The following is a 20,638-nucleotide window of genomic DNA, read 5'->3' on the forward strand; positions in this document are numbered from 1 at the left end:
GAGAGCGCACACAAAACCGTTTAGCGAGGGGAGCGGACGTCCATCTGGTCGATGTCGGGAAGCCGGCCGCTGCTGGCGACCCGCAACACGACGGTGAACACGGCACCGCCGGTGTCGGCGTCGGCGACTCGAACGTCGCCACCGAACTCCGCGACGAGGGTCTTGACGAGGTAGAGACCGAACCCGGACCCGCCGTGTGCGGGTTCGGCTCTGGTGAAGATGGCATCTTTCCGCTCGTCCGGAATCCCGGGGCCGTTGTCCGCGACGTGGACCCGAACGGTGTCGTCGACGCGTTCCGCACTGATTCGAACCGTCGGCGTCGGAGCGTCGTTGTGTTCGACGGCGTTGGTGAGCAGGTTCCTGAAGACGGCGGGAAGCATACTGTGTGCGACGACGTCGACCTGCGGGAGGGTCCCGTCGACGTCTACGCGTGCATCCTCGTAGCGGGCCCGCAGTTTCTCTACTTCGCCCTCGATAGTCGGTGCCAGCGAGCGCCGTTCGAGGTCGACCGTCTCGGCCGTCGTCAGCACGTCGGTGAACTCCTCGGTGGTTTCGGTCAGATCGATGATGCCGTTCGCCACGGAGACGATTCGACCGAGACGCTCGTCGGCGTCCGGTCCCGTCTCGCGTTGTAGCACCGACGCCCAGCCCCGGATGACCATCGTGTCGTTCCGGATGTCGTTCCTGAGGAGACGGTTCAGCACCTCTAGCTGGTCACTTCGGGACTGGAGTTCGTGTTCTCGTTCCTGTCGGGCGGCCGTCCAGCGATAGATGCCGACGACCAGCAGGACGGTTCCGACCGCCTCCGCGCCGTTCTCGAACAAGAGCGCGAAGACGGCGGGGAGTTGGACGAACTCGTCTAAGAAGTCCGTCAGCGCGAACAGATAGAAGACGGTGAGACCACCCATCAGCGGACGGTACAGTCGGCGCACTGGCACGCGCTGGACGACGAAGACGGCCGCGAGGAGCGCGAGGACGACCGTGCCTTCGCCGACGATGTCCGGGATGGCGTAGGTCGTATCCCCGGGCCAGACGAGCAGTTGGACGAGCACGTACAGCAACGAGCCCCCGAGAACTGCGCCAGCGGGCCAGTACGTGAAAGCGAGTGTCCGCCAGTCACTCCGGAACCTGAGCGGGCGCATCGTCGTATCGTCGTCGAAGGGCCCATCTAAGGGTGACTATGAACACTCTATCGAAGAAATTGTGTTATATAGGTCGGCCCGTACCGACCGTTCAGGCGGTTCCGAGGGGCGAACGTCGGATACGGAGAGGAATTGTTCGTACATACACGCATATAGTTGTACCAAGCACTCGTCTCGTAGTATTGGCCGTCATAGAGCTATTATAAGCGCTCAAATAGGGGCTCGGTATCGGTTCGGCTGTAGCATGAGCACAACGTCGACTACATCAGAGGGGTGGTTCGCGTTCGACAAACAGGACATGATGGTGTTCATCCTCGTCATGTCCCTCACGGGGTTGCAAAACGCCGTGACGGAGATACTCCCGGAGTTCACGCTGGGACCGCTGGAACTAGGCGTGGGTGAGTTCGTCTTCATCCCCATCGTGCTGGTCCTTCTCTTCCGGACCTACTGGGCGGCGCTGGCCGTTCCGGTGGGCGAAATCGTGTTCGGCGAAATCCTGCTGGGTGAGTTCGACGGACTGGGCGCGATGGAGGGACTCCTCCTGATTCCGGTCTGTTACTACTTCGCCGCGAAACTCCTGCAGGACCCGGAGAACACCACTCAGCTCGCGCTCGTCGTGTTCATCGCGGAAGGGCTGGAGGAGTTCTTCGCGATGTTCATCGACATCGGGAAAGTGTACGTCGGCGTCGAGGAACTGGAGGCCGTCCCGGGTCTCCCCGAGAGCATCTTCGTCTTAGAGGCCGTCGACCTCGTCACCCAGATGGTCATCACCGGTATCGTCTTCGGCGTGATCCCCGCGCTGTACCTCTATCCGAAGCTCCACGGCAAGGTCGAACCGCTACTGGGCATGGAGCCCTATCAGGGCGAGCGCGGCGCCTCCATGTGGGGCGGCTTCTCGCTCAAGGCGTTCCTCGCGATTCTGCTCGCCTTCCCGCTGGCGTTCGTCGCCGAAGCGGCAAGCGAGGTCGGGGGCGCCATCAACGTCGTCTGGGAACCCGAGTTCCTCGAGATGTACGGCCAGATCTTCATCGCGGTGCCCATCGTGGTCGCCGCCATCGTCGCCGTCGTCGTCTGGTACCGAGCGACCCGACAGACCTCCTGAACACCGATGGATTCGACTCACGACGCCGATATCGTCGTCGACGACCTCTCGTTTCGATACCCCGGGACAGACACGAACGTCCTCGACGGGGCCGACGTGTCGATAGCGCCGGGCGAGTTCGTGGCCGTCGTCGGCGGGAACGGCTCCGGGAAGACGACGCTCTGTAAGTCGTTCAACGGCATCATCCCCCACTTCTACGAGGGGACCTTCGAGGGATCAGTCACCGTCGCCGGACTGGACACCGCGACGAGTTCGGTCGCCGAACTCTCACAGCACGTCGGCTACGTGTTCCAGGAGTTCGACAACCAACTGGTCAACCCCACCGTGTTCGAGGAAGTCGCGTTCGCGCCGCTGAACTACGGTCACGAGGACTACCGCGAGCGCGTCCATCAGACGCTCGACTTGCTGGACCTCGACGGCCTCGAAGACCGGTTCATCTGGGAACTGTCAGGTGGGCAGAAACACCTCGTCGCTCTCGCAGCGGCGCTGTCGCTCGACCCCGAAATCCTCGTCGTCGACGAGCCGGCGGCCCAGTTAGACCCCGTCAACGCCCGGGCGACGTACGAGCACCTCACCGAACTCAACGCCGACCACGGGAAGACGGTGGTCACTATCGAACACCACACCGAGTTCATCGCGGAGTACTGCGAGAGCGTCGTGCTGGTGGAAGACGGGGCGGTCAGTTGGAAGCGCCCCGTCGAAGCGGCACTGAACAGGCTCGACGACCTCCGGGCACAGGACGTCCATCCGCCGCAAGTGACCCGCGTCGCAGAGCAGGTGTACGACGACGGGCGGCGACTGCCGGTGACCGTTGCCGACGGCGTGACACAGTTCACAGACCGAGCGGCCGCGGGCGGCGTGCGTACCGACGGCGCTATCGAGGCGTCTCCGGCAACCGCCGACGGGCAGTCCCCGGTCATCGAGATAGACGACGTCTCTCATAGCTACGAGACGCTCCGAGACGGGAGCCGACAAGCGCTCGACGGCCTCTCGCTCGACCTCTACCCGGACGAACGTGTCGTGCTGGTCGGGAGCAACGGTGCCGGGAAGTCGACGCTGCTGCGACTCGTCACCGGGATCGAGAGTCCCGACGAGGGGCACGTGACGGTCGACGGCGTCGACGCCGGGTCCACACTCCCTGAGACGCTCGCCGACGACGTGGTGTACGTCCACCAGAACCCCGAGGAGATGTTCATCGAAGACGAGGTGCGCGCCGACGTCGCCCACTACCTCCGGGACCGCGGGTACCCAGACGTCGAAGAGCGGGTCGACGACGTCATCGAGTACCTGAACCTCGGCGACCTACAGCACCGAGACGGTCGCCTGCTGAGTGTCGGCCAGCAGCGACGCGCCTCGCTCGCCATCGGACTGGCGACCGACCCATCGATCGTCCTGCTCGACGAACCGACGGGGAGCCTCGACTTGGCGAGTCGGGAGGAGGTCGGGCGGACCATCGACCGCGCCGGACAGCGCGTCGAGACGGTCGTCATCGCGACCCACGATCTCGAACTGGCGGCGGCGTGGGCGACGCGCATCGTCGTCCTCGACGGCGGTCGCGTCATCGCCGACGGTCCGCCGGACGCCGTCTTCTCGGACACCGAGACCCTAGAGCGGGCGAATCTGCGACCACCACAGGTCGTCCGACTGAGCGAGCGACTCGGACTGTCGTCCGCACCGCTGACCGTCGATGGACTGGCGAGTCGCCTCGCTAGCGACGCCCCCGTGGAGGCCGAGCGATGACGTACCTCGATGGACTCCGGGACGCGGCGTCCGTCGACGCCATCAAGAACGACCTGCTGAAGACGGCCTACGAGAACGAGGGGTCGTTCCTGCACCGCCTCGACCCTCGGGTACTGTTGCTGTGGTACTTCGTCTTCCTGTTCGTCCCGTGGCTGTTCTACGACACGGGCGTCCTGTTAGGGTTGCTGGCGTTCGTCTCGCTGCTCGCGTACGTGTCCCGGGTGAGCCTCTTTCTGGTCGCGCTGATGGCGTTTACGGTAGCCTCGACGCTAGCGTCGTACGCCGTCGTGACCGCCTTCACGGGCGATCCGATGGCCGCGATTCGGGCGTTGATACCGTTTACGCTGAAGTTGACCATCATCTCGGTGTCGAGTCTGGCCGTGTTCTCCAGCATGGGTCCGAAGACGCTCGCACAGGGGCTTCGGAGCCTCGGTATCCCCCGACAGTTCACGTTTCTCATCACCTACGGTTACCGGATGTTGCCGGTGCTCTTCGAGGAGTATCACGACCTCGTCAACGCCTATCGGTTGCGAAGCGCCGCGCCGGACTCGCCCGGTCGCTTCCGGTGGCGGCACTACGCGTACATCCTACGGATCTCGATGCGGGCGTTCTACCCGATGATATTCAACGTCGCAAAGCGCAGTCGCGTCACCGTCGAAGCGATGGAGACACGCGGGTTCTCTCACTCCCTGCACGACGCGGCGAGCAAGGACTTGCAGTTAGCGGACTTGCAGATTCGCCCCCTCGACGTCGGGTTCTTCGGTGGGTCGCTTGCCGTCGTCGCAGTCATCGCCGTCACGCTGTGAGGGCCACGGCCCGGACCGGCGACCCCGATTCGACGCCCGGTCGGCTGGACCGGAACCGACTATATAGAGGTACGCACTGTATTATATCAATCTTAGTCTGCCTTATATATAAGGCGGAAAACTGGCACATATGCGCTTGGTTACCGACGACGAAGACGACCTCACAGCGGAACTGCTAGAGACGATGATTCCGGCGCGGGCACAGATTCCCGACGACCCCGACCCCGGGAACTACGTGGTCGTCGACGTCGCGCAGTTCTCGACGACGGTCCCGGAACTGTTCGCCAACGGAGCGGAGTACATCTACATCACGGAGGAGCGGGGCAACGAGCCAGATTTCAAGGCCGAACATCCCCGTGCGAAGATCGGCGGCAGTTCCGGGCCGAACTACGAGGGCGAGGAGGGCTATGACTTCTTTAACTCCCCGAGTTTCGTCCAGGACGTGGACGTGGCGGGCCGACCGACGGCGATGACCTCGACTAACGGCGGCAACGCGGTCACCGACCTCCGATTGGCGGGCGGCGACGACGTCGACGTCTACGTCGGTGGTCTGACCAACGGCAAAGCCGTGGCCGAACACCTAAAGCAGAGCGACCAGCGGACGTACTTCGTCGGAGCAGGGTCGAACGGCAAGCCCTCGCCCGAGGACCTCGCGGGGGCGCTGTACATCGCACGGCACCTCCACGGGCGACCGCCGACGGCGGAACAGCGGGCCGTCTTCCGCGAGATGGTCACGTTCGGGAAAGGGCCGAAGTACGAACGCAAGCCACAGGTCAAGCGGACCGACCTCTACGAGTACACTCTTGAATTCGACAGCCGTGACGTCGTCCCGAAACTGGTCGACCAGCGGTTGGTCGACGTCGGCGACGGGGCCGAGTGAGCGATGGACACAGACGGGCACGCCCACACGACGTTCTCGGACGGGTCTGCACTCGATGCGATGGTCGCCGCCGCCGAGACCGTCGGTCTCGACGGTCTCGGACTCACAGACCACTGCATCGTGACCGAGGACGAGTTCGGTCGCCGCGACCAGTACGACCTCGTCGAGACCTACGAGGAGCGACGAGCGGTCATCGACGAGGCGCGTGCAGAGACCGACCTGCGACTGTACGACGCCGCGGAAGTGAGCTACGTCGAGGGCGACGAGGACCGTCTGGCGGCGTTTCTCGACGACGCCGAGTTCGCCTACACCATCGGGAGCGTCCACTTCGCGGGGCCGTACGACTACACCAGCGCCAGCCAGTACGCCGAGACCGGCGGCGCCGTCCGCCGGGCGGCCGTCGAGCGCTACTACGACGCCGTCGTCTCGCTCGTGGAGTCGGACCTGTTCGACGTGCTGGGCCACCTCGACTTGCCGGAGCGGATGGACGCGCTCCGTCGGTACACGACCCGACGGGACTACGAACGCGTCGCGTCGGCGCTGGCCGACTCGCGGACCGTCCCCGAACTCAACGCCGGCCGCGTCCATCGCTCGCTGGGCCGGGTCCACCCCGACCCCGCCATCGTCGACGTGTTCCGCGAGAAGGACGTCGGGTTCGTCCTCGGCACGGACAGTCACACCCCCACCGAACTCAGAGAGCGAGTGCCGACCTTGCGTGCGGTCGTCGACGAAGCGGGACTGGAACCGGTCGAACTAGCGACGCTCGTAGACTGAGAGCGGTCGTTCAGACCCACGTGGGAAATACCCTGCGGTAATGTTTTTCGCCCGGATATAACACCACACAAACGCTAAGCCCGTCGCGAGTCAAGATGTACCACATGTCACACCAGGGTAGGTGGTCTCTCTGAGTGTCCTCCAGCGCGACCCCACGGACAGAGTACAGGTACTCGACGAGGACGGGCAGGTCGTCGACGGTGCGACGGTGCCGGACCTGTCCGACGACACGCTCGTCGAGATGTACCGCAACGTCAAACTGGGGCGGCACTTCGACCAGCGAGCGGTGAGTCTCCAGCGGCAGGGTCGGATGGGGACCTACCCGCCGATGTCCGGACAGGAGGCCTCGCAGGTCGGGAGCGCGATGGCGCTCGGCAGGGACGACTGGACGTTCCCCAGTTACCGCGAACACCTCGCGCTGTACGTCCGGGGCTGGGGCCTCGCCGAGGACCTGCTGTACTGGATGGGCAGCGAGCGTGGGAACGCACCCCCCGAAGACGTGCAGGTGTTTTCGCTTGCCGTCCCCATCGCCACCCAGATACCTCACGCGACGGGGGCGGCGTGGGCCTCGAAGCTCAAGGACGAGGAGAAGGTGTTCCTCACCTACTTCGGTGACGGTGCCACCTCCGAGGGGGACTTCCACGAGGGGCTGAACTTCGCCGGCGTCTTCGACGTGCCCGCGGTGTTTTTCTGTAACAACAACCAGTGGGCCATCTCGGTCCCGCGAGAGCGACAGACGGCCAGCGAGACGTTGGCTCAGAAGGCAAACGCCTACGGCTTCGACGGCGTGCAGGTCGACGGGATGGACCCGCTGGCGGTGTATCAGGCGACCAGCGAGGCCGTCGCGAAGGCCCGTGACCCCGGCGAGGGCGAACGCCGCCCCACGATGATAGAGGCCGTCCAGTACCGTTTCGGTGCCCACACCACCGCCGACGACCCCTCGGTGTACCGCGACGACGAGGAGGTCGAACGCTGGAAACAGAAAGACCCCATCCCGCGGATGGAGGCGTTCCTCCGCGACCGGGGCCTGCTGGACGACGAACGGGTCGCGGCCATCGACGAGTCTATCAAGGAGGAGGTGGCCGACGCAATCGACGCCGCCGAGTCGACGGAACGACCCGACCCCGAGGAGATGTTCGCGAACGTGTACGCGGAGATGCCGAAGCGACTCGAACAGCAACTCGACTATCTGCAGGCGTTGCGGGAGCGACACGGCGACGAGGTGCTACTGGAATGAGCGCACAGAGTCTCACGCTGGTACAGGCGGTCAGAGACGGTCTCTACGGCGAGATGGAACGGGACGAAGACGTCCTCGTTATGGGCGAGGACGTCGGCAAGAACGGCGGCGTCTTCCGGGCGACGCAGGGCCTCTACGAGGAGTTCGGCGAGGACCGGGTCGTCGACACCCCACTGGCGGAGTCGGGCATCATCGGCACCGCCGTCGGGATGGCGGCCTACGGGATGCGCCCAGTCCCCGAGATGCAGTTCTCCGGGTTCATGTACCCCGCCTTCGACCAGATAGTGAGTCACGCCGCCCGCCTGCGCACCCGAAGCAGGGGCCGCTACACCTGCCCGATGACGATACGAGCGCCCTACGGCGGTGGCATCCGCGCGCCGGAACACCACTCCGAGTCCAAGGAGGCGTTCTACACCCACGAACCGGGTCTGAAGGTGGTCGTCCCGTCGACGCCGCGAGACACGAAGGGCCTGCTCGCCGCCTCGATTCGTGACCCGGACCCCGTCGTCTTCCTCGAACCGAAACTCATCTATCGCTCGTTCCGCGAGGAGGTGCCCGACGAGGCCTACACCGTCGAGTTGGGCGAGGCGAACGTCCGCCGCGAGGGCGAGGACGTCTCCGTGTTCACGTGGGGCGCGATGACCCGCCCGACGATGGAGGCCGCCGAGGCCCTCGCCGAGGAGGGCATCGACGTCGAAGTGGTCGATTTACGGACGCTGAAACCGATGGACACCGACGCAATCGTCGAGTCGTTCACGAAGACCGGCCGAGCGGCCGTCGTCCACGAGGCCCCGAAGACCGGCGGCCTCGCGGGAGAGATAATCGCCACGATTCAGGAGGAGGCCCTCCTGTATCAGGAGGCCCCCATCACGCGAATCACGGGCTTCGACGTGCCCTTCCCGCTCTATGCGCTGGAGGACTACTACCTCCCCGAACCTGCCCGCATCAAAGACGGTATCAGAGAGGCCGCGGAGTTTTAGCGCATGTTCGAGTTCGAACTCCCGGACCTCGGCGAGGGCGTCGCCGAGGGGGAAGTGCTGGAGTGGCACGTCGCCGTCGGCGACACCGTCACCGAGGACCAAGTGCTGGCCGAGGTGGAGACGGACAAGGCCGCCGTCGACGTCCCCTCACCCGTCGACGGCGTCGTCCGCGAACTGCACGCCGAGGCGGGCGACGTGGTCCAGACCGGTGAACTCCTCGTCACTATCGAGGAAGACGGCGAGAGGGAGGCCGCCGAGAGCGGGGCCACAGAGACGGCGAGCGAAGAAGCGAGTGCCGACGAGACGACCACCGACGCCGCTCCGACGGTCACGACCGGCGACGGCCGGGTGTTCGCCGCGCCGAGCGTCCGCCGCCTCGCCCGCGAAGAAGGGGTCGACATCACCGCCGTCGAAGGGTCCGGTCCCGGCGGCCGGGTCACGGAGGCCGACGTCGAGGCCGCGGCCGAGGCGGCCGAGAGCGACGACGGCCCCACCAGCGTCGTCTCGAAGATCAGTGACGACGAGGGCGACGGCCCCACCAGCGTCGTCTCGCGGGTCGGCGACGACGGCGAATCGCCCACAGACGACGAGGCCCAAGCGGTCAAATCGGCCGTCAGGAAGGTGTCGGCCGCGGAACCGATGGCCGAACGGCGCGAGCGGACGCTGGCGACGCCGGCGACCCGGCGACTGGCCCGCGAACTGGACGTCGACATCGACGCGGTGCCGACCGACGAGACCCGCGACGGTGAACCGTACGTCGACGAGGCCGCCGTCCGCTCCTTCGCCGAGGCCGAAGCCGCCGAAGTCACCGACGAAGACGTTCGCGAGGTGACCGAGGCGGTCGTCTCGGAGATGCAGTCGATCGCCGACGAGGCGGCCGAGTCGACCACGGCGGTCGAAGCGGCCGAGGGCGACCGCCGGGAACCGTACCGCGGCGTCCGTCGGGCCATCGGCGAGCAGATGACCCGCTCCCGTCGGGAGGTCCCCCACGCGACGCACCACGACAAAGTGGCCGTCCCCGGCCTCGTCGAGGCCCGCGACCGACTCCAGCCACTCGCCGAGGAACGCGGCGTCCACCTCACCTACACGCCGTTCCTGCTGAAGTGCGTCGCCGCCGCGCTGGACGACCATCCCATCCTCGCAAGCCAACTCGACGCGGAGAACGAGGAGATCGTCTACAAGGCCGACCGGAACGTCGGCGTGGCGGCCGCGACCGACCACGGCCTCGTGGTCCCCGTCGTCGAGGACGTCGACGAGAAAGGCCTGCTGGAACTCGCGACGGAAGTCAACGACCTCGTCGACCGGGCGCGAAGCCGCGACATCGCCCGCGAGGAGATGCAGGGCGGGACCTTCACCGTGACGAACTTCGGGACCATCGGCGGCGAGTACGCCGACCCGGTGATCAACGTCCCGGAGACGGCGATTCTCGGCGTCGGGGCGCTGAAGGAACGACCCGTGGCCGAGGATGGTGAGGTCGTCGCGAAGCCGACGCTCACGCTCTCGCTGGCCATCGACCACCGGGTCATCGACGGCGCCGACGCCGCCCGGTTCGTCAACACGCTGAAAGAGTACCTCGCGGACCCGACGCGCCTGTTGCTGGAGTAGCTACTCCGTCAGGTCGTCGATCCAGCTTCTGGCGGCCATCGCCTTCGGGAACCCGATTGTCGGAATCGACAGCGCGGCGACGTGCTGGAGTTCCGCGGCGGTCAATCCCTCGTCCAGTCCGCGCCGGACGTGTGAGTGGACCGCGCCTTCGGACTGTGCGCCGACCGCGAGCGCGAGTTTCACGAGGCGCTTCGTCTCGTCGTCCAGCGGCCCCGCGTCCGAACAGGCCTCGCCGAGGTCGCTGTACGCCTCCCAGACCGCCGGGTTCTCCTTGGCGAACTGGCCCGGCGTCGCGGGTAGGTCCTCCGTCTCGCTGATCTGGTCTGCCATACTGGGATGTTGGGTCGCCGGTGTAACATAGCTTGGCCCTCTATAACACGGGACACGTCGTCGGCGAACGTTCGGCGTCGCCGAGGGCCCGACGTGCGCTCGCGGGAGAGAAAGATCTCCCCCGTCTTTTGCCGATTGTCGGGACGATGCCCTCCAACACAGACAGATGGACGTGGTACGGACTGCTCGTGTTGTTCGCGCTACCGCCGATGTGTCTCGTCCTGTCGCGGCTCTCACTTCGCGGGTTCGCGATGAGCGTGGGTGGGGATCCAGTCACCCCGCTCACCGCGATCGCCTTCTTCCTGCTGACGACGCTCGCCGGGTGGGCCGGCGTTCTCTTCGGTCTCGCACTGGCCGTCGCACTCTGGTTCGATAGCCGCCGTCTCGTCGGGACCGACTGCGACTGGCGGCCGACACCGCTGTACGCGCTGGCCGGTGTCGTCCACGCCGCCGGGACGATGCTGTTTGTCCCGTTTGTCGTCTCCGTCCCAGCCGTCGGGTACTATCTCGTCCGTCGTCGTCGGGTGCTGTCGGCCGGGTAGCGGGTTCGTCGCGATAGCGATGGCACGTAGTTTTTCACCCGGCCGGTCGAGTGGTCGCTATGGTCGTAGGAGACGTCACCACGGGCACGGAACTGTTGGTCATCGGCGGCGGGCCGGGCGGCTACGTCGCCGCAATCCGGGGCGCACAACTGGGACTGGACACGACGCTTGTCGAGAAGGACGCCTACGGCGGGACCTGTCTCAACCACGGCTGTATCCCCTCGAAGGCGCTCATCTCTGCGGCCGACGTGGCCCACGACGCCAAGCACGCCGAGGACATGGGCGTCTTCGCCGACCCCGCCGTCGACATGGCGGGGATGACCGAGTGGAAAGACGGCGTCGTCACGCGCCTGACGAAGGGCGTCGAGTCGCTGTGTAAGAACGCGGGCGTCAACCTCGTCTCCGGCACCGCCGAGTTCGTCGACGAGGAGACGGTCCGGGTCGCCCACGGCGGCGAGGGACAGGGTTCGGAGTCCATCGCCTTCGAACACGCCGTCGTCGCCACCGGAAGCCGACCCATCCAGGTGCCGGGCTTCGAGTTCGACAGCGACCGCATCCTCTCCTCGCGGGACGCCCTCGCACTGGAGTCGGTGCCCGAGGACTTGCTCGTGGTCGGCGCGGGCTACATCGGCATGGAACTGTCGACGGTGTTCGCGAAACTGGGCGCGGACGTCACCGTCGTCGAGATGCTGGACGACGTGCTCCCGGGCTACGAGTCGGACGTGGCCGATGTCGTCCGGGAACGTGCCGAATCGCTGGGCATCGACTTCGCGTTCGGCGAGGCCGCCCGCGACTGGGAGGAACTCGACGACGGCATCCGGGTGCGCACGACCGACGCCGACGACGACGTCGAGGAGTACAACACGGACCGCTGTCTCGTCGCCGTCGGCCGGACGCCGGTCACCGACACGCTGGGACTCGACGCCATCGACCTCGAACCGAACGACGACGGCTTCCTCGCGACGGACGATCAGGCCCGCACCGACGTCGAGCACATCTTCGCCGTCGGCGACGTGGCCGGCGAACCGATGCTGGCCCACAAGGGGATGGCCGAGGGCGAGGTGGCCGCCGAAGTCGCCGCCGGCGAACCCGCGGCGCTGGACCAGCAGGCGATTCCCGCCGCCGTCTTCACCGACCCCGAGATCGGCACCGTCGGCATGACCGAGGCCGAGGCCGACGACGCCGGGTTCGACCCCGTCGTCGGCGAGATGCCCCTGCGAGCGAACGGGCGAGCGCTCACACTCGACGAGAAAGCGGGGTTCGTCCGTGTCGTCGCCGACGCCGACACGGAGTTCCTGCTCGGCGCCCAAATCGTCGGGCCGGAGGCCTCCGAACTGATAGCCGAAGTCGGTCTCGGCATCGAGATGGGGGCCCGTCTGGAAGACGTCGCCGGCACCGTCCACACCCACCCGACGCTCTCGGAGGCGGTCCACGAGGCCGCGAAAGCCGCCCGCGGCGAGGCCATCCACACGCGCTGAGGGGCGTCTCGGATCGGGGCCGGCACCGTCCAAAAGGATTATATTGCCGTTTCGGAAAATATCTCCAGGCGCAGAACCGGCAAGAATCATGTCTTCCGACCCACTTCGAGACGACCACATCACCGACACGATGCTCTCCGGAACGACGTACGAACGCGTCCGGTACGAGCGTCACTCCTACTTCAGACAGACCGTCCCCCGAACGCTCGCACTCCAGAGTGCCTTCCTCGGACTGCTCGCGATACTGCTCCCGATGTACGGCCTCTTTCCGGAGAGCGTCGGTCAGTTCCTCCCGGCGGCCGACCCGGAAATCGCCTCTCCGAAGGTGGTGCTGCTGGGCGTGTTCGGCGGGCTACTGGAGGCCCTCGGTGCCACCTTGCTCGTCGGCGCGGCGGCCTACCGGGTCCGCCTCGCACCGCTCACCGAAGCACAGGCCCACGCCGTCCTCGACGTGGAGGACTTCGCGCGATACGTCGGTCTCGGGACCGGCGGCCTCGCCATCCTACTCACCGTCTGTCTGTTCGCGATAGGGCTGGGTGGCGAGGGCACCGTCGCGTCCTACATCGCGACGGCCGGCGCTAACCCGTACGCCCCCTCCGGCTACGGCCTCTCGGTGGGCACCGTCTCGCTGGCCGGGTTCGTCGCCAGCGTTCTCGTCTTCTATGCCGGGAGCTACTTCGCCGTCCGCATCGCCCTAGAGCGTATCCGGCAACGCGGCACCGACGTCTGACCCATCCGACTCCCTTTCAGGGTGGGGCACGAACCTCTGGCGATGGTTCACAACGAGAGTGATACGTTCGACATCGGCGGCGACCTCACGGTACGTCGACTCGGCTTCGGCGCGATGCGCATCACCGGCGAGGGTATCATCGGCGAACCCGACGACGTGGCGAACGCCCGCGCCGTGTTAGAGCGGGCCGTGGAACTCGGCGTCGACTTCATCGACACCGCCGATTCGTACGGCCCCGGCGTCTCCGAACGGCTCATCGGTGAGACGCTCGACACCGAGCGCGAGGACCTGATCATCGGGACGAAGGGTGGCCTCCTGCGCAACACCGACGCCGACTGGCTCCCCCACGGCGACCCGGACTACCTCCACAACGCCCTGCTGTGCTCGCGTGACCGACTGCGGATGGACCCCATCGACCTCTACCAGTACCACCGCCCGGACCCCGACACGCCGTTCGAGGACGCGGTCCACGCGCTCGCCGAGATGAAAGACGAGGGACTCGTCCGGCACGTCGGTCTCTCGAACGTCAGCGTCGAGCAACTAGAGCAGGCCCAGGACATCGTCGAGATAGCGACGGTCCAGAACCAGTACAACGTCGCCAACCGCGACGACGAGGACGTGCTGGCGGCCTGCGAGAACTACGACGTCGGCTTCATCCCGTGGTTCCCGCTGGCGGCCGGCGAACTGGACGACGTCGACGGCATCGACGAGATAGCCGAGCGCCACGACGCCACGCGCTACCAGATCGCGCTCGCGTGGTTGCTCCAGCACTCGGACGTGACCCTGCCGATTCCGGGCACGTCGAGCGTCGACCACCTGGAGCAGAACGTCGCCGCCAGCGCCATCGACCTCTCCGAGGACGAACTGGCACGACTCTCCTGAGCCCCGCTGGCACCACAAGAGGTTTGCCGGGCGGTGTGGTGGGTGTCGTGAGCCCATGCTCCGTCAGTTCCATCGTGCAAAGCCCCTCCAAGCCGCCAAGCTCACCGCCATCGTCCTGACGCTCCTGTACTCGACTGGCGTCTACCTCCGAATCGTCCCCAGCGAGCGCATCACGACCCTGTTCCTCGTCCCACTGATGGCACTCCTCCTCGCACTCGTCGTCACCGGCGAGGCCCTGTACGCCGGCTACCGAGCCGCGCGGACCGACGGCCACTTGACGGCGACGCTCACCGCCGACCTGGGCTACACAATCGTGCGCGCCGTCGAACTCGGCACGGCCGTCGCCGCAGTCGCGGGGGTGGCCGCCGTCGTCGCCAGCATCCCCACCGGGCCGATGTCGGGACCGGGCGCCATCGGGCTGTTCCTGGTGCTGGTCGGCCTCGGCGTGCTCGTCCTCCTCGGCGGTTTGCTCCGGACACTCACTGAACTGTCCGTCACCCGTGGCAGCGACCGCACCGACGAGCGACGACCGGGGTCCTTTTCATGACGAGCGAACTACCCGACGGTATGACGACCATCACGCTGGGGCCCGCCGGGACCTACTCCCACCGGGCCGCGAAGGCGGTCGAGGACGGCGACATCGAGTTCGCGGAGTCGATGACCGCCATCGTCGAGGCCGTCGCCGAGGGCGAGGCCGACCGTGGCGTCGTCCCCGTCGAGAACAGCATCGAGGGGTCGGTGACCGAGTCGCTGGACGCCTTCTCCGAGTACGACGTCGCCGTCGTCGAGGAGATAATCACGCCCATCCGCCACGCGCTGCTGGCACAGGGCGAGTCGTTCGACCTCGTCTGTAGCCACGCACAGGCGCTGGCGCAGTGTCGCGGCTGGCTGGACGAACACTACCCCGACGTCGAGGTGGAGGCCGTCGCATCGACCGCTCGCGGCGTCGAACGCGCCCGCGAGGACCCGAGCGTCGCCGCCATCGGTCACCCGGAAAACGCAACCAACGGCGCCGAACTGGAGTTGCTGGCCGAGGACATCCAGGACCAGTCCTCGAACGCCACCCGCTTTGTCGCCGTCGCCCCGGCGAGCGAACGGACCGACGCCGGCAGCAAGACCTCCTTCATCGTCTACCCGAACGCCGATTACCCCGGACTGCTGCTGGAGCTGCTGGAGGCCTTCGCCGACCGCGACATCAACCTCACCCGCATCGAGTCCCGCCCCAGCGGCGAGCGCCTGGGCGACTACGTCTTCCACATCGACGCGGCCGCCGGCCTCTACGAGGAGCGCACGCAGGACGCTCTCGAAGACATCGAAGACCTGGCCGAGAACGGGTGGGTCCGACACCTCGGCTCGTACGACAGCGTGACGGTGCTGAACTGAGCGGTGGTCGCGTACAGCGCTTAAGTCCCGGGGCCGCGTACCCCCACCTATGAGCGACCGTGACCCGCTTTCGGAGTTGGAGCGAGCGTTCGACACCCTGAGCGAACAGTTCGGGGTGGACGTAGACACCGTCCCGACGGACATTCTCGACGAGGGCGACGCCTTCGTCGTCCACGCCGACCTCCCCGGGTTCGACAGCGCGGACCTGGACGTCCAGTTGGTCGAAGAACGGAAACTCACCATCACCGCCGACCACAGCGAGGAAAGCGAGACGACCGACGGTCGCTACGTCCAGCGCGAACGCCGCCGGCAGTCGGCCAGTCGGACCGTCCGACTCCCCGAGGCCGTCGACGAGGAGGGGACCAGCGCGAGTTACGAGGAGGGCGTACTCACCGTCCGCCTCCCGAAGGTCAGCGGCGACGCGGACGACGGGACGGACATCCCGGTGAACTGAGATGGTCCTCGAACCGGGGACAGCGGTGCCCGACATCGTCGCCGAGAACCAGGACGGCGACCGGGTACGACCGGACTTTGCGACCCCGACGGTCGTCTACTTCTACCCGGAAGACGATACGTCGGGATGTACGACCGAGGCCAAAGAGTTCGAGGAACGCTACGAGCAGTACGAAAGCGTCGGCGTCGACGTCTACGGCGTCTCCACCGACGACGTCGACAGCCACGCCGAGTTCGCCGAGGCCCACGACCTCTCGTTTGACCTGCTCGCCGACCCGAACGGGAACGTCGCCGAGGCGTTCGACGTGGACCTCGTCGACGGGCGAAGCCGTCGGACGACGTTCGTCGTCGCACGGAATCAGGTCGTCGGCGTCTACGAGGGCGTCCGCCCGGAGGGCCACGCGACCGACGTGTTGCGTGACCTCGGCGAGGCGGGACTACTCGACGCCACAGAACAGTAGTCGCGAAAGAGAGCGCGCCGGCCTACGACTCGATGTCGATAGCCGGACGACCGGGTTCTGCCTTCTTCGCCAGACTCTCGTCGGCCGCTTCGGCCGACTGGACGACCACCTCGGCGTCGAACTCGCGTTCGACGAGCCACGCGGCCCGTTCCAGCGCCGCGCGTTCGCCCGCGGGCGAGAGCGTCTCGTCGTACTGGGCACGGCCCGCGAGGTCCTTCGCGAAGTCGGCGGCGGCCTCGCCGTACTGCTGTAGCTCCTCGTTCTGCATCACCGCGGGGACGACTCGGTCGGCCTCGCGGGCGATGTCTACGACCCGGTGCTTCCACTCGGGCGCGACGGCGAGCGTGATCGTCTCCGGATTCTCGATGCCCACTGTGTCGACGATGTCACGGACGTCCTCGCGGGTGTTCTCGACGAGGCGGCGGGCGACGGCGTAGTCCTCGGGCGCCTCGGCGCTGGGCCAGTCGGCCTCGGCCATCAGGCCGTCGTGGCCCAGTCGCTCCCATATCTCCTCGCCGACGTGCGGGGCGACCGGGGCGAGCAGTTTCGCGGCGGTGGTGATGCCGCGTTCGAGCACGTCGGCGTCCGGCGTGGTCGCGTCCTCGTACCGCCGGAGCAGGGAGACGAGTTCGCGCACGGCCTGCAGGGCGTGGTTGAAGCGGAACCCCTCGTACTCCTCGGTGGCGCGAGCGGCCGTCGCGTCGATCTCGCGGGCGACGTAATCGGCGATGTCGTCGGCCTCGTCCGTGGCGACCGCACCTGCAGCATAGTCGTCGGCCAGCCGATAGACGTTCTGGAGGAAACTGTGGGCCGACTGGACCTCCTCGGCGCTCCAGGCCAGTTCCTTCTCCGGCTGGGCGGCCTCCATGATGAACAGGCGGGCGGTGTCGGCGCCGTACTCCTCGATGATGCGCTGTGGCGAGACGCCGTTACCGCGGCTCTTGGACATCTTGTGGCCGTCCTCGCCCAGCACCATCCCCTGATTCGTCAGGTTCGTAAAGGGCTCGCGGACGCCCTCGAGCAGGTCGCCGTCGTCTAGCACCTTCGTGAAAAAGCGGGCGTACAGCAGGTGCATCACGGCGTGTTCGATGCCGCCGACGTACTGGTCGACCGGCATCCAGTCGCTCGCCCGGTCTGTGTCGAACGGCGCGTCTTCGAAGTCCGGGGAGGTGTAGCGCAGGAAGTACCACGAGGAGTCGACGAACGTGTCCATCGTGTCCGTCTCTCGCACCGCGTCGCCCCCGCAGTCGGGACAGTCGACGTGTTTCCACTCCTCGGCGGCGTCCAGCGGATTGCCCGTCGTGTGGACGAACTCCGGCAGTTCGACCGGCAGGTCCTCGTCGGGCACCTCGACGTAACCACAGTCGTCACAGTGAATCATCGGGATGGGCGTGCCCCAGTAGCGCTGGCGGGAGATGCCCCAGTCCCGGAGGTTGTACTCCGTGCGGTGCTCGCCGTCGAACACCTCGACGAACTGCTCACGAGCGTCCTCGCTGTGGAGGCCGTCGTACTCGCCGCTGTTGACGAGGACGCCGTCCTCGGTGTAGGCCGCTTCCTGTACGTCGATATCGTCGGGGTCTGCGTCGGCGTCCTCGGTGGGTTCGACGACCTGTACGATGTCGATGTCGTGGGCCTCGGCGAACTCGTGGTCCCGGTCGTCGTGGGCCGGCACCGCGTAGAGCGCGCCGGTCCCAACGTCGGTCAGGACGTAGTCGGCGACGTAGACGGGAATCTCCTCGCCGGTGGCGGGGTTGACCGCGTACTCGCCGGTGAAGACGCCGGAGGTCACGTCGAGGTCGTCCTCGTCGGCCTGTTCGGCCATCTCGATGTACTCGGCGACCTCGTCGTTGTCCTCGGCGATCGCCTGTGCGACGGGGTGGCCGGGGGCCAGCGAGAAGTAGGTCGCCCCGTAGATGGTGTCCAGTCGCGTCGTGAAGATGTCCACCTCGTCGTAGCCGGGAATCTCGAAGGCGACGCTCGCGCCCTCCTGTTTCCCGATCCAGTTGCGCTGCATCTCCCGGACGTTGTTCGGCCAGCCGTCCAACTCGTCTAAGGCCTCCAGCAGTTCCTCGGCGTAGTCGGTGATGGTGAAGAACCACTGGTCCATCTCGCGGTGCTCGATGGGGGTGTCACAGCGCCAGCAGACTTCGACGGCGCCGCCGTCTCCGTGAGGCTCCTCCGGAGCCTCCCCCTCCTCGACCTGTTCGTCGGCCAGTACCGTCTCGCAGGACGGACACCAGTTCAGTTCGGCGCCCTGTCGCTCCACGAGACCCTCCTCGCGGAAGCGCTTGAACAGCCACTGGTTCCACTGGTAGTACTCCGGTTCGCAGGTGGCTATCTCGCGCTCCCAGTCGTAACCAAAGCCCATCTCGGTCAACTGCTCGCGCATCGAGTCGATGCACTGCATCGTCCAGTCCCGCGGATTGGTGTCCCGCTCCTCGGCGGCGTTCTCGGCGGGCAGGCCAAAGGAGTCCCACCCCATCGGGTGCAGCACGTTCTCCCCGCGCATCCGCTCGAAGCGGGCGAAGGCGTCCGTGATGGTGTAGTTCCGGACGTGGCCCATATGGAGACTGCCCGAGGTGTACGGGAACATCGCCAGCACGTACTCGGGGTCCTCGGCGCCGTCGTCGATGCGGAACACGTCGGCGTCCTCCCACGCCGCCTGCCAGTGGGGTTCGATGGCGGTGTGGTCGAACCCACGCTCGCGTTCCTCGCCAGTCGTGGTCATGATACCGTGATTTCGGACACGGACGGTGCTATACCTTTCCCTTCACGGGACCCGAGCGGCGGTACGGAGTGCCAGCCGTAGCCTTATGCTCACGCCGAACCTATCAGTCAGTATGGCAGACGACGCCGACGAGTCGACCGACTCCATCTTGCCGGAACCGTTGCGAACCGTCACGCCGCTGACTGGCCCGCACCGCGACGAGAGCATGGACGTCATCGGGTGGGGGATGTTCCTCGGCCTGTTGGTCCTGTTGATGCCGCTGTTGCCGTTCATCCTCATCGTCTGGCTCATCTCGAAGGTGACCGAGGCCGTGGCGCCGTCGAACTAGGGCGACTCGGTGCCGACCAGTCCGAACGACAGGCCGTCACCCGCAATCTGTGCGCCCTGATAGGCGACGTGGGCGGCGGCTACGTCCTGAATCGCCAACCCCGTCGAGTCGAAGACGGTGAGGCCGTCCCCGGGTTCGCGGCCCGGTATCTCCCCGGCGACGACGCTGCCGAGTTCGCCGTAGATGTCCCCGTCCGAGAGGACCCCCTCGCTCCACGGGACGTTGATTTCGCCCGAATGGGTACACTGCTCGTAGTCGTCGATGACGAGTTTCGCGTCCAGTAGGGTCTGGTCGGCGTGTTCGTGCTTGCCGGCGGCGTCGGCCCCGATAGCGTTGACGTGGGTGCGCTCGCCTAGCCACTCGCGGTCCACGATGGGCGACTCGACGGGCGTTATCGTCGAGAGCACGTCACATCGGGCGGCCTCCTCGACGGACCCGGCGCGCACCGCAAAGCGGTCCGAGAAGTGGTCGATAAAGGCCTGCTGTTTCTTCGCGTCGCGGTCGGCGATGACCACCGTCTCGACGTCTCGGACGCTCGCGATGGCCTCCAGTTGCGTATACGACTGGGTGCCGGCACCGACGAGGCCCAGCGAGTCCGCCTCGGGGACGGCGAGGTGGTCGGTGGCGACGGCCGCCGCCGCGCCGGTCCGCAGGCGCGTGAGGACGGTGCCGTCCATCACCGCCAGCGGGAACGCCGTCTCCGGGTCCGAGTAGATGAGCGTCCCCAGCACCGTCGGGAGGCCGTGGTCGGCGGGGTTGTCCGGGTGGACGTTGACCCACTTGACCGCGGCGGCGTCCCACTCGCCGGCGTGGACGTACGCCGGCATCGAGCGGAAGTCGCCGTTGTACTTCGGGAGGTCGATGTAGGACTTCGCGGGCATGATGGTGTCCCCGCGAGCGTCGGCCGCGAACGCCGCCGAGACGGCGTCGATGACCGCGGGCAGGTCGGCGTGTTCCGCCACGTCGTCGGGACCGAGCAGCAGCGTCTGCATGCGAAAACGTCGCACGTCGCGGCACTTATACTGCCCGCGTCTCTGCCCACGAGAGAAATTTCGTC

At 66.6% G+C, this 20,638-nt stretch carries 21 protein-coding genes; 17 read left to right on the forward strand and 4 right to left on the reverse strand.

What is annotated here, in order from left to right; genetic code table 11:
• Positions 1-20: 20 nt before the first annotated feature.
• A complete protein-coding gene (locus NDI85_RS13410) occupies positions 21-1,142 on the reverse strand; it encodes a sensor histidine kinase KdpD (RefSeq protein WP_189001437.1) in 1,122 nt (373 codons plus the stop codon).
• Positions 1,143-1,386: 244 nt separating this feature from the next.
• Here NDI85_RS13410 and NDI85_RS13415 point away from each other — a divergent pair, with 244 nt between their 5' ends.
• The 8 genes from NDI85_RS13415 to NDI85_RS13450 all read left to right on the forward strand — a co-directional run bounded on the left by NDI85_RS13415 (position 1,387) and on the right by NDI85_RS13450 (position 10,266).
• Complete coding sequence (locus tag NDI85_RS13415) at positions 1,387-2,244, forward strand: hypothetical protein (RefSeq protein WP_310916076.1); 858 nt, start codon at positions 1,387-1,389, stop codon at positions 2,242-2,244.
• Between the two features lie 6 nt (positions 2,245-2,250).
• Positions 2,251-3,984, forward strand: a complete 1,734-nt coding sequence (locus NDI85_RS13420; RefSeq protein WP_310916077.1) for an ABC transporter ATP-binding protein — start codon at positions 2,251-2,253, stop codon at positions 3,982-3,984.
• A complete protein-coding gene (locus tag NDI85_RS13425; RefSeq protein ID WP_310916078.1) occupies positions 3,981-4,790 on the forward strand; it encodes an energy-coupling factor transporter transmembrane component T in 810 nt (269 codons plus the stop codon). The genes NDI85_RS13420 and NDI85_RS13425 overlap by 4 nt, the downstream gene beginning before the upstream one ends.
• A gap of 130 nt (positions 4,791-4,920) precedes the next feature.
• Complete coding sequence (locus tag NDI85_RS13430) at positions 4,921-5,670, forward strand: 2-phosphosulfolactate phosphatase (RefSeq protein WP_310916079.1); 750 nt, start codon at positions 4,921-4,923, stop codon at positions 5,668-5,670.
• 3 nt (positions 5,671-5,673) lie between these two features.
• A complete protein-coding gene (locus NDI85_RS13435; protein WP_310916080.1) occupies positions 5,674-6,444 on the forward strand; it encodes a PHP domain-containing protein in 771 nt (256 codons plus the stop codon).
• A 130-nt stretch (positions 6,445-6,574) separates the two neighbouring features.
• A complete protein-coding gene (gene pdhA / locus NDI85_RS13440) occupies positions 6,575-7,681 on the forward strand; it encodes a pyruvate dehydrogenase (acetyl-transferring) E1 component subunit alpha (protein WP_310916424.1) in 1,107 nt (368 codons plus the stop codon).
• Positions 7,678-8,661: an alpha-ketoacid dehydrogenase subunit beta gene (locus NDI85_RS13445; RefSeq protein ID WP_189001456.1), complete on the forward strand. Its 984-nt coding sequence runs from the start codon at positions 7,678-7,680 to the stop codon at positions 8,659-8,661. The genes pdhA and NDI85_RS13445 overlap by 4 nt, the downstream gene beginning before the upstream one ends.
• Positions 8,662-8,664: 3 nt before the next feature.
• Entirely contained in the window at positions 8,665-10,266 is a 1,602-nt protein-coding gene (locus NDI85_RS13450; RefSeq protein WP_310916081.1) for a 2-oxo acid dehydrogenase subunit E2, read from the forward strand.
• Here the strand turns inward: NDI85_RS13450 and NDI85_RS13455 are convergent, their stop codons facing one another.
• Entirely contained in the window at positions 10,267-10,596 is a 330-nt protein-coding gene (locus NDI85_RS13455; RefSeq protein ID WP_189001459.1) for a carboxymuconolactone decarboxylase family protein, read from the reverse strand. It abuts the gene before it with no gap.
• A 146-nt stretch (positions 10,597-10,742) separates the two neighbouring features.
• Here NDI85_RS13455 and NDI85_RS13460 point away from each other — a divergent pair, with 146 nt between their 5' ends.
• From NDI85_RS13460 to NDI85_RS13495, 8 genes are all read left to right on the forward strand, one after another.
• Positions 10,743-11,138, forward strand: a complete 396-nt coding sequence (locus NDI85_RS13460; RefSeq protein WP_310916082.1) for a hypothetical protein — start codon at positions 10,743-10,745, stop codon at positions 11,136-11,138.
• 59 nt (positions 11,139-11,197) lie between these two features.
• A complete protein-coding gene (gene lpdA, locus NDI85_RS13465; protein WP_189001462.1) occupies positions 11,198-12,616 on the forward strand; it encodes a dihydrolipoyl dehydrogenase in 1,419 nt (472 codons plus the stop codon).
• Positions 12,617-12,704: 88 nt separating this feature from the next.
• Positions 12,705-13,346: a hypothetical protein gene (locus NDI85_RS13470; protein ID WP_310916083.1), complete on the forward strand. Its 642-nt coding sequence runs from the start codon at positions 12,705-12,707 to the stop codon at positions 13,344-13,346.
• 42 nt (positions 13,347-13,388) lie between these two features.
• A complete protein-coding gene (locus tag NDI85_RS13475; protein ID WP_310916084.1) occupies positions 13,389-14,228 on the forward strand; it encodes an aldo/keto reductase in 840 nt (279 codons plus the stop codon).
• A 55-nt stretch (positions 14,229-14,283) separates the two neighbouring features.
• Positions 14,284-14,775, forward strand: coding sequence for a hypothetical protein (locus tag NDI85_RS13480; protein WP_310916085.1), 492 nt, complete (start codon positions 14,284-14,286; stop codon positions 14,773-14,775).
• A 20-nt stretch (positions 14,776-14,795) separates the two neighbouring features.
• Complete coding sequence (gene pheA / locus NDI85_RS13485; RefSeq protein ID WP_310916425.1) at positions 14,796-15,611, forward strand: prephenate dehydratase; 816 nt, start codon at positions 14,796-14,798, stop codon at positions 15,609-15,611.
• 49 nt (positions 15,612-15,660) lie between these two features.
• Entirely contained in the window at positions 15,661-16,065 is a 405-nt protein-coding gene (locus tag NDI85_RS13490) for an Hsp20/alpha crystallin family protein (RefSeq protein ID WP_310916086.1), read from the forward strand.
• 1 nt (position 16,066) lies between these two features.
• Complete coding sequence (locus NDI85_RS13495; protein WP_310916087.1) at positions 16,067-16,525, forward strand: peroxiredoxin; 459 nt, start codon at positions 16,067-16,069, stop codon at positions 16,523-16,525.
• 22 nt (positions 16,526-16,547) lie between these two features.
• Here NDI85_RS13495 and leuS read toward each other — a convergent pair whose 3' ends face one another.
• Positions 16,548-19,253 carry a leucine--tRNA ligase gene (leuS, locus tag NDI85_RS13500; protein WP_310916088.1) on the reverse strand — a complete coding sequence of 902 codons (2,706 nt, stop codon included), beginning with the start codon at positions 19,251-19,253 and terminating at the stop codon, positions 16,548-16,550.
• 112 nt (positions 19,254-19,365) lie between these two features.
• On the opposite strand from leuS, the gene NDI85_RS13505 reads away from it, so the two are divergent.
• The gene (locus NDI85_RS13505; RefSeq protein ID WP_189001475.1) at positions 19,366-19,581 is read left to right on the forward strand and encodes a hypothetical protein; all 216 of its coding nucleotides are present in this window, start codon (positions 19,366-19,368) and stop codon (positions 19,579-19,581) included.
• Here NDI85_RS13505 and NDI85_RS13510 read toward each other — a convergent pair.
• Positions 19,578-20,573, reverse strand: a complete 996-nt coding sequence (locus tag NDI85_RS13510) for an ornithine cyclodeaminase family protein (protein WP_310916089.1) — start codon at positions 20,571-20,573, stop codon at positions 19,578-19,580. The genes NDI85_RS13505 and NDI85_RS13510 overlap by 4 nt on opposite strands.
• Positions 20,574-20,638 lie beyond the last annotated feature (65 nt).

It is taken from the genome of Haloarcula sp. S1AR25-4, assembly GCF_031624555.1.
GTDB lineage: Archaea > Halobacteriota > Halobacteria > Halobacteriales > Haloarculaceae > Haloarcula > Haloarcula pellucida.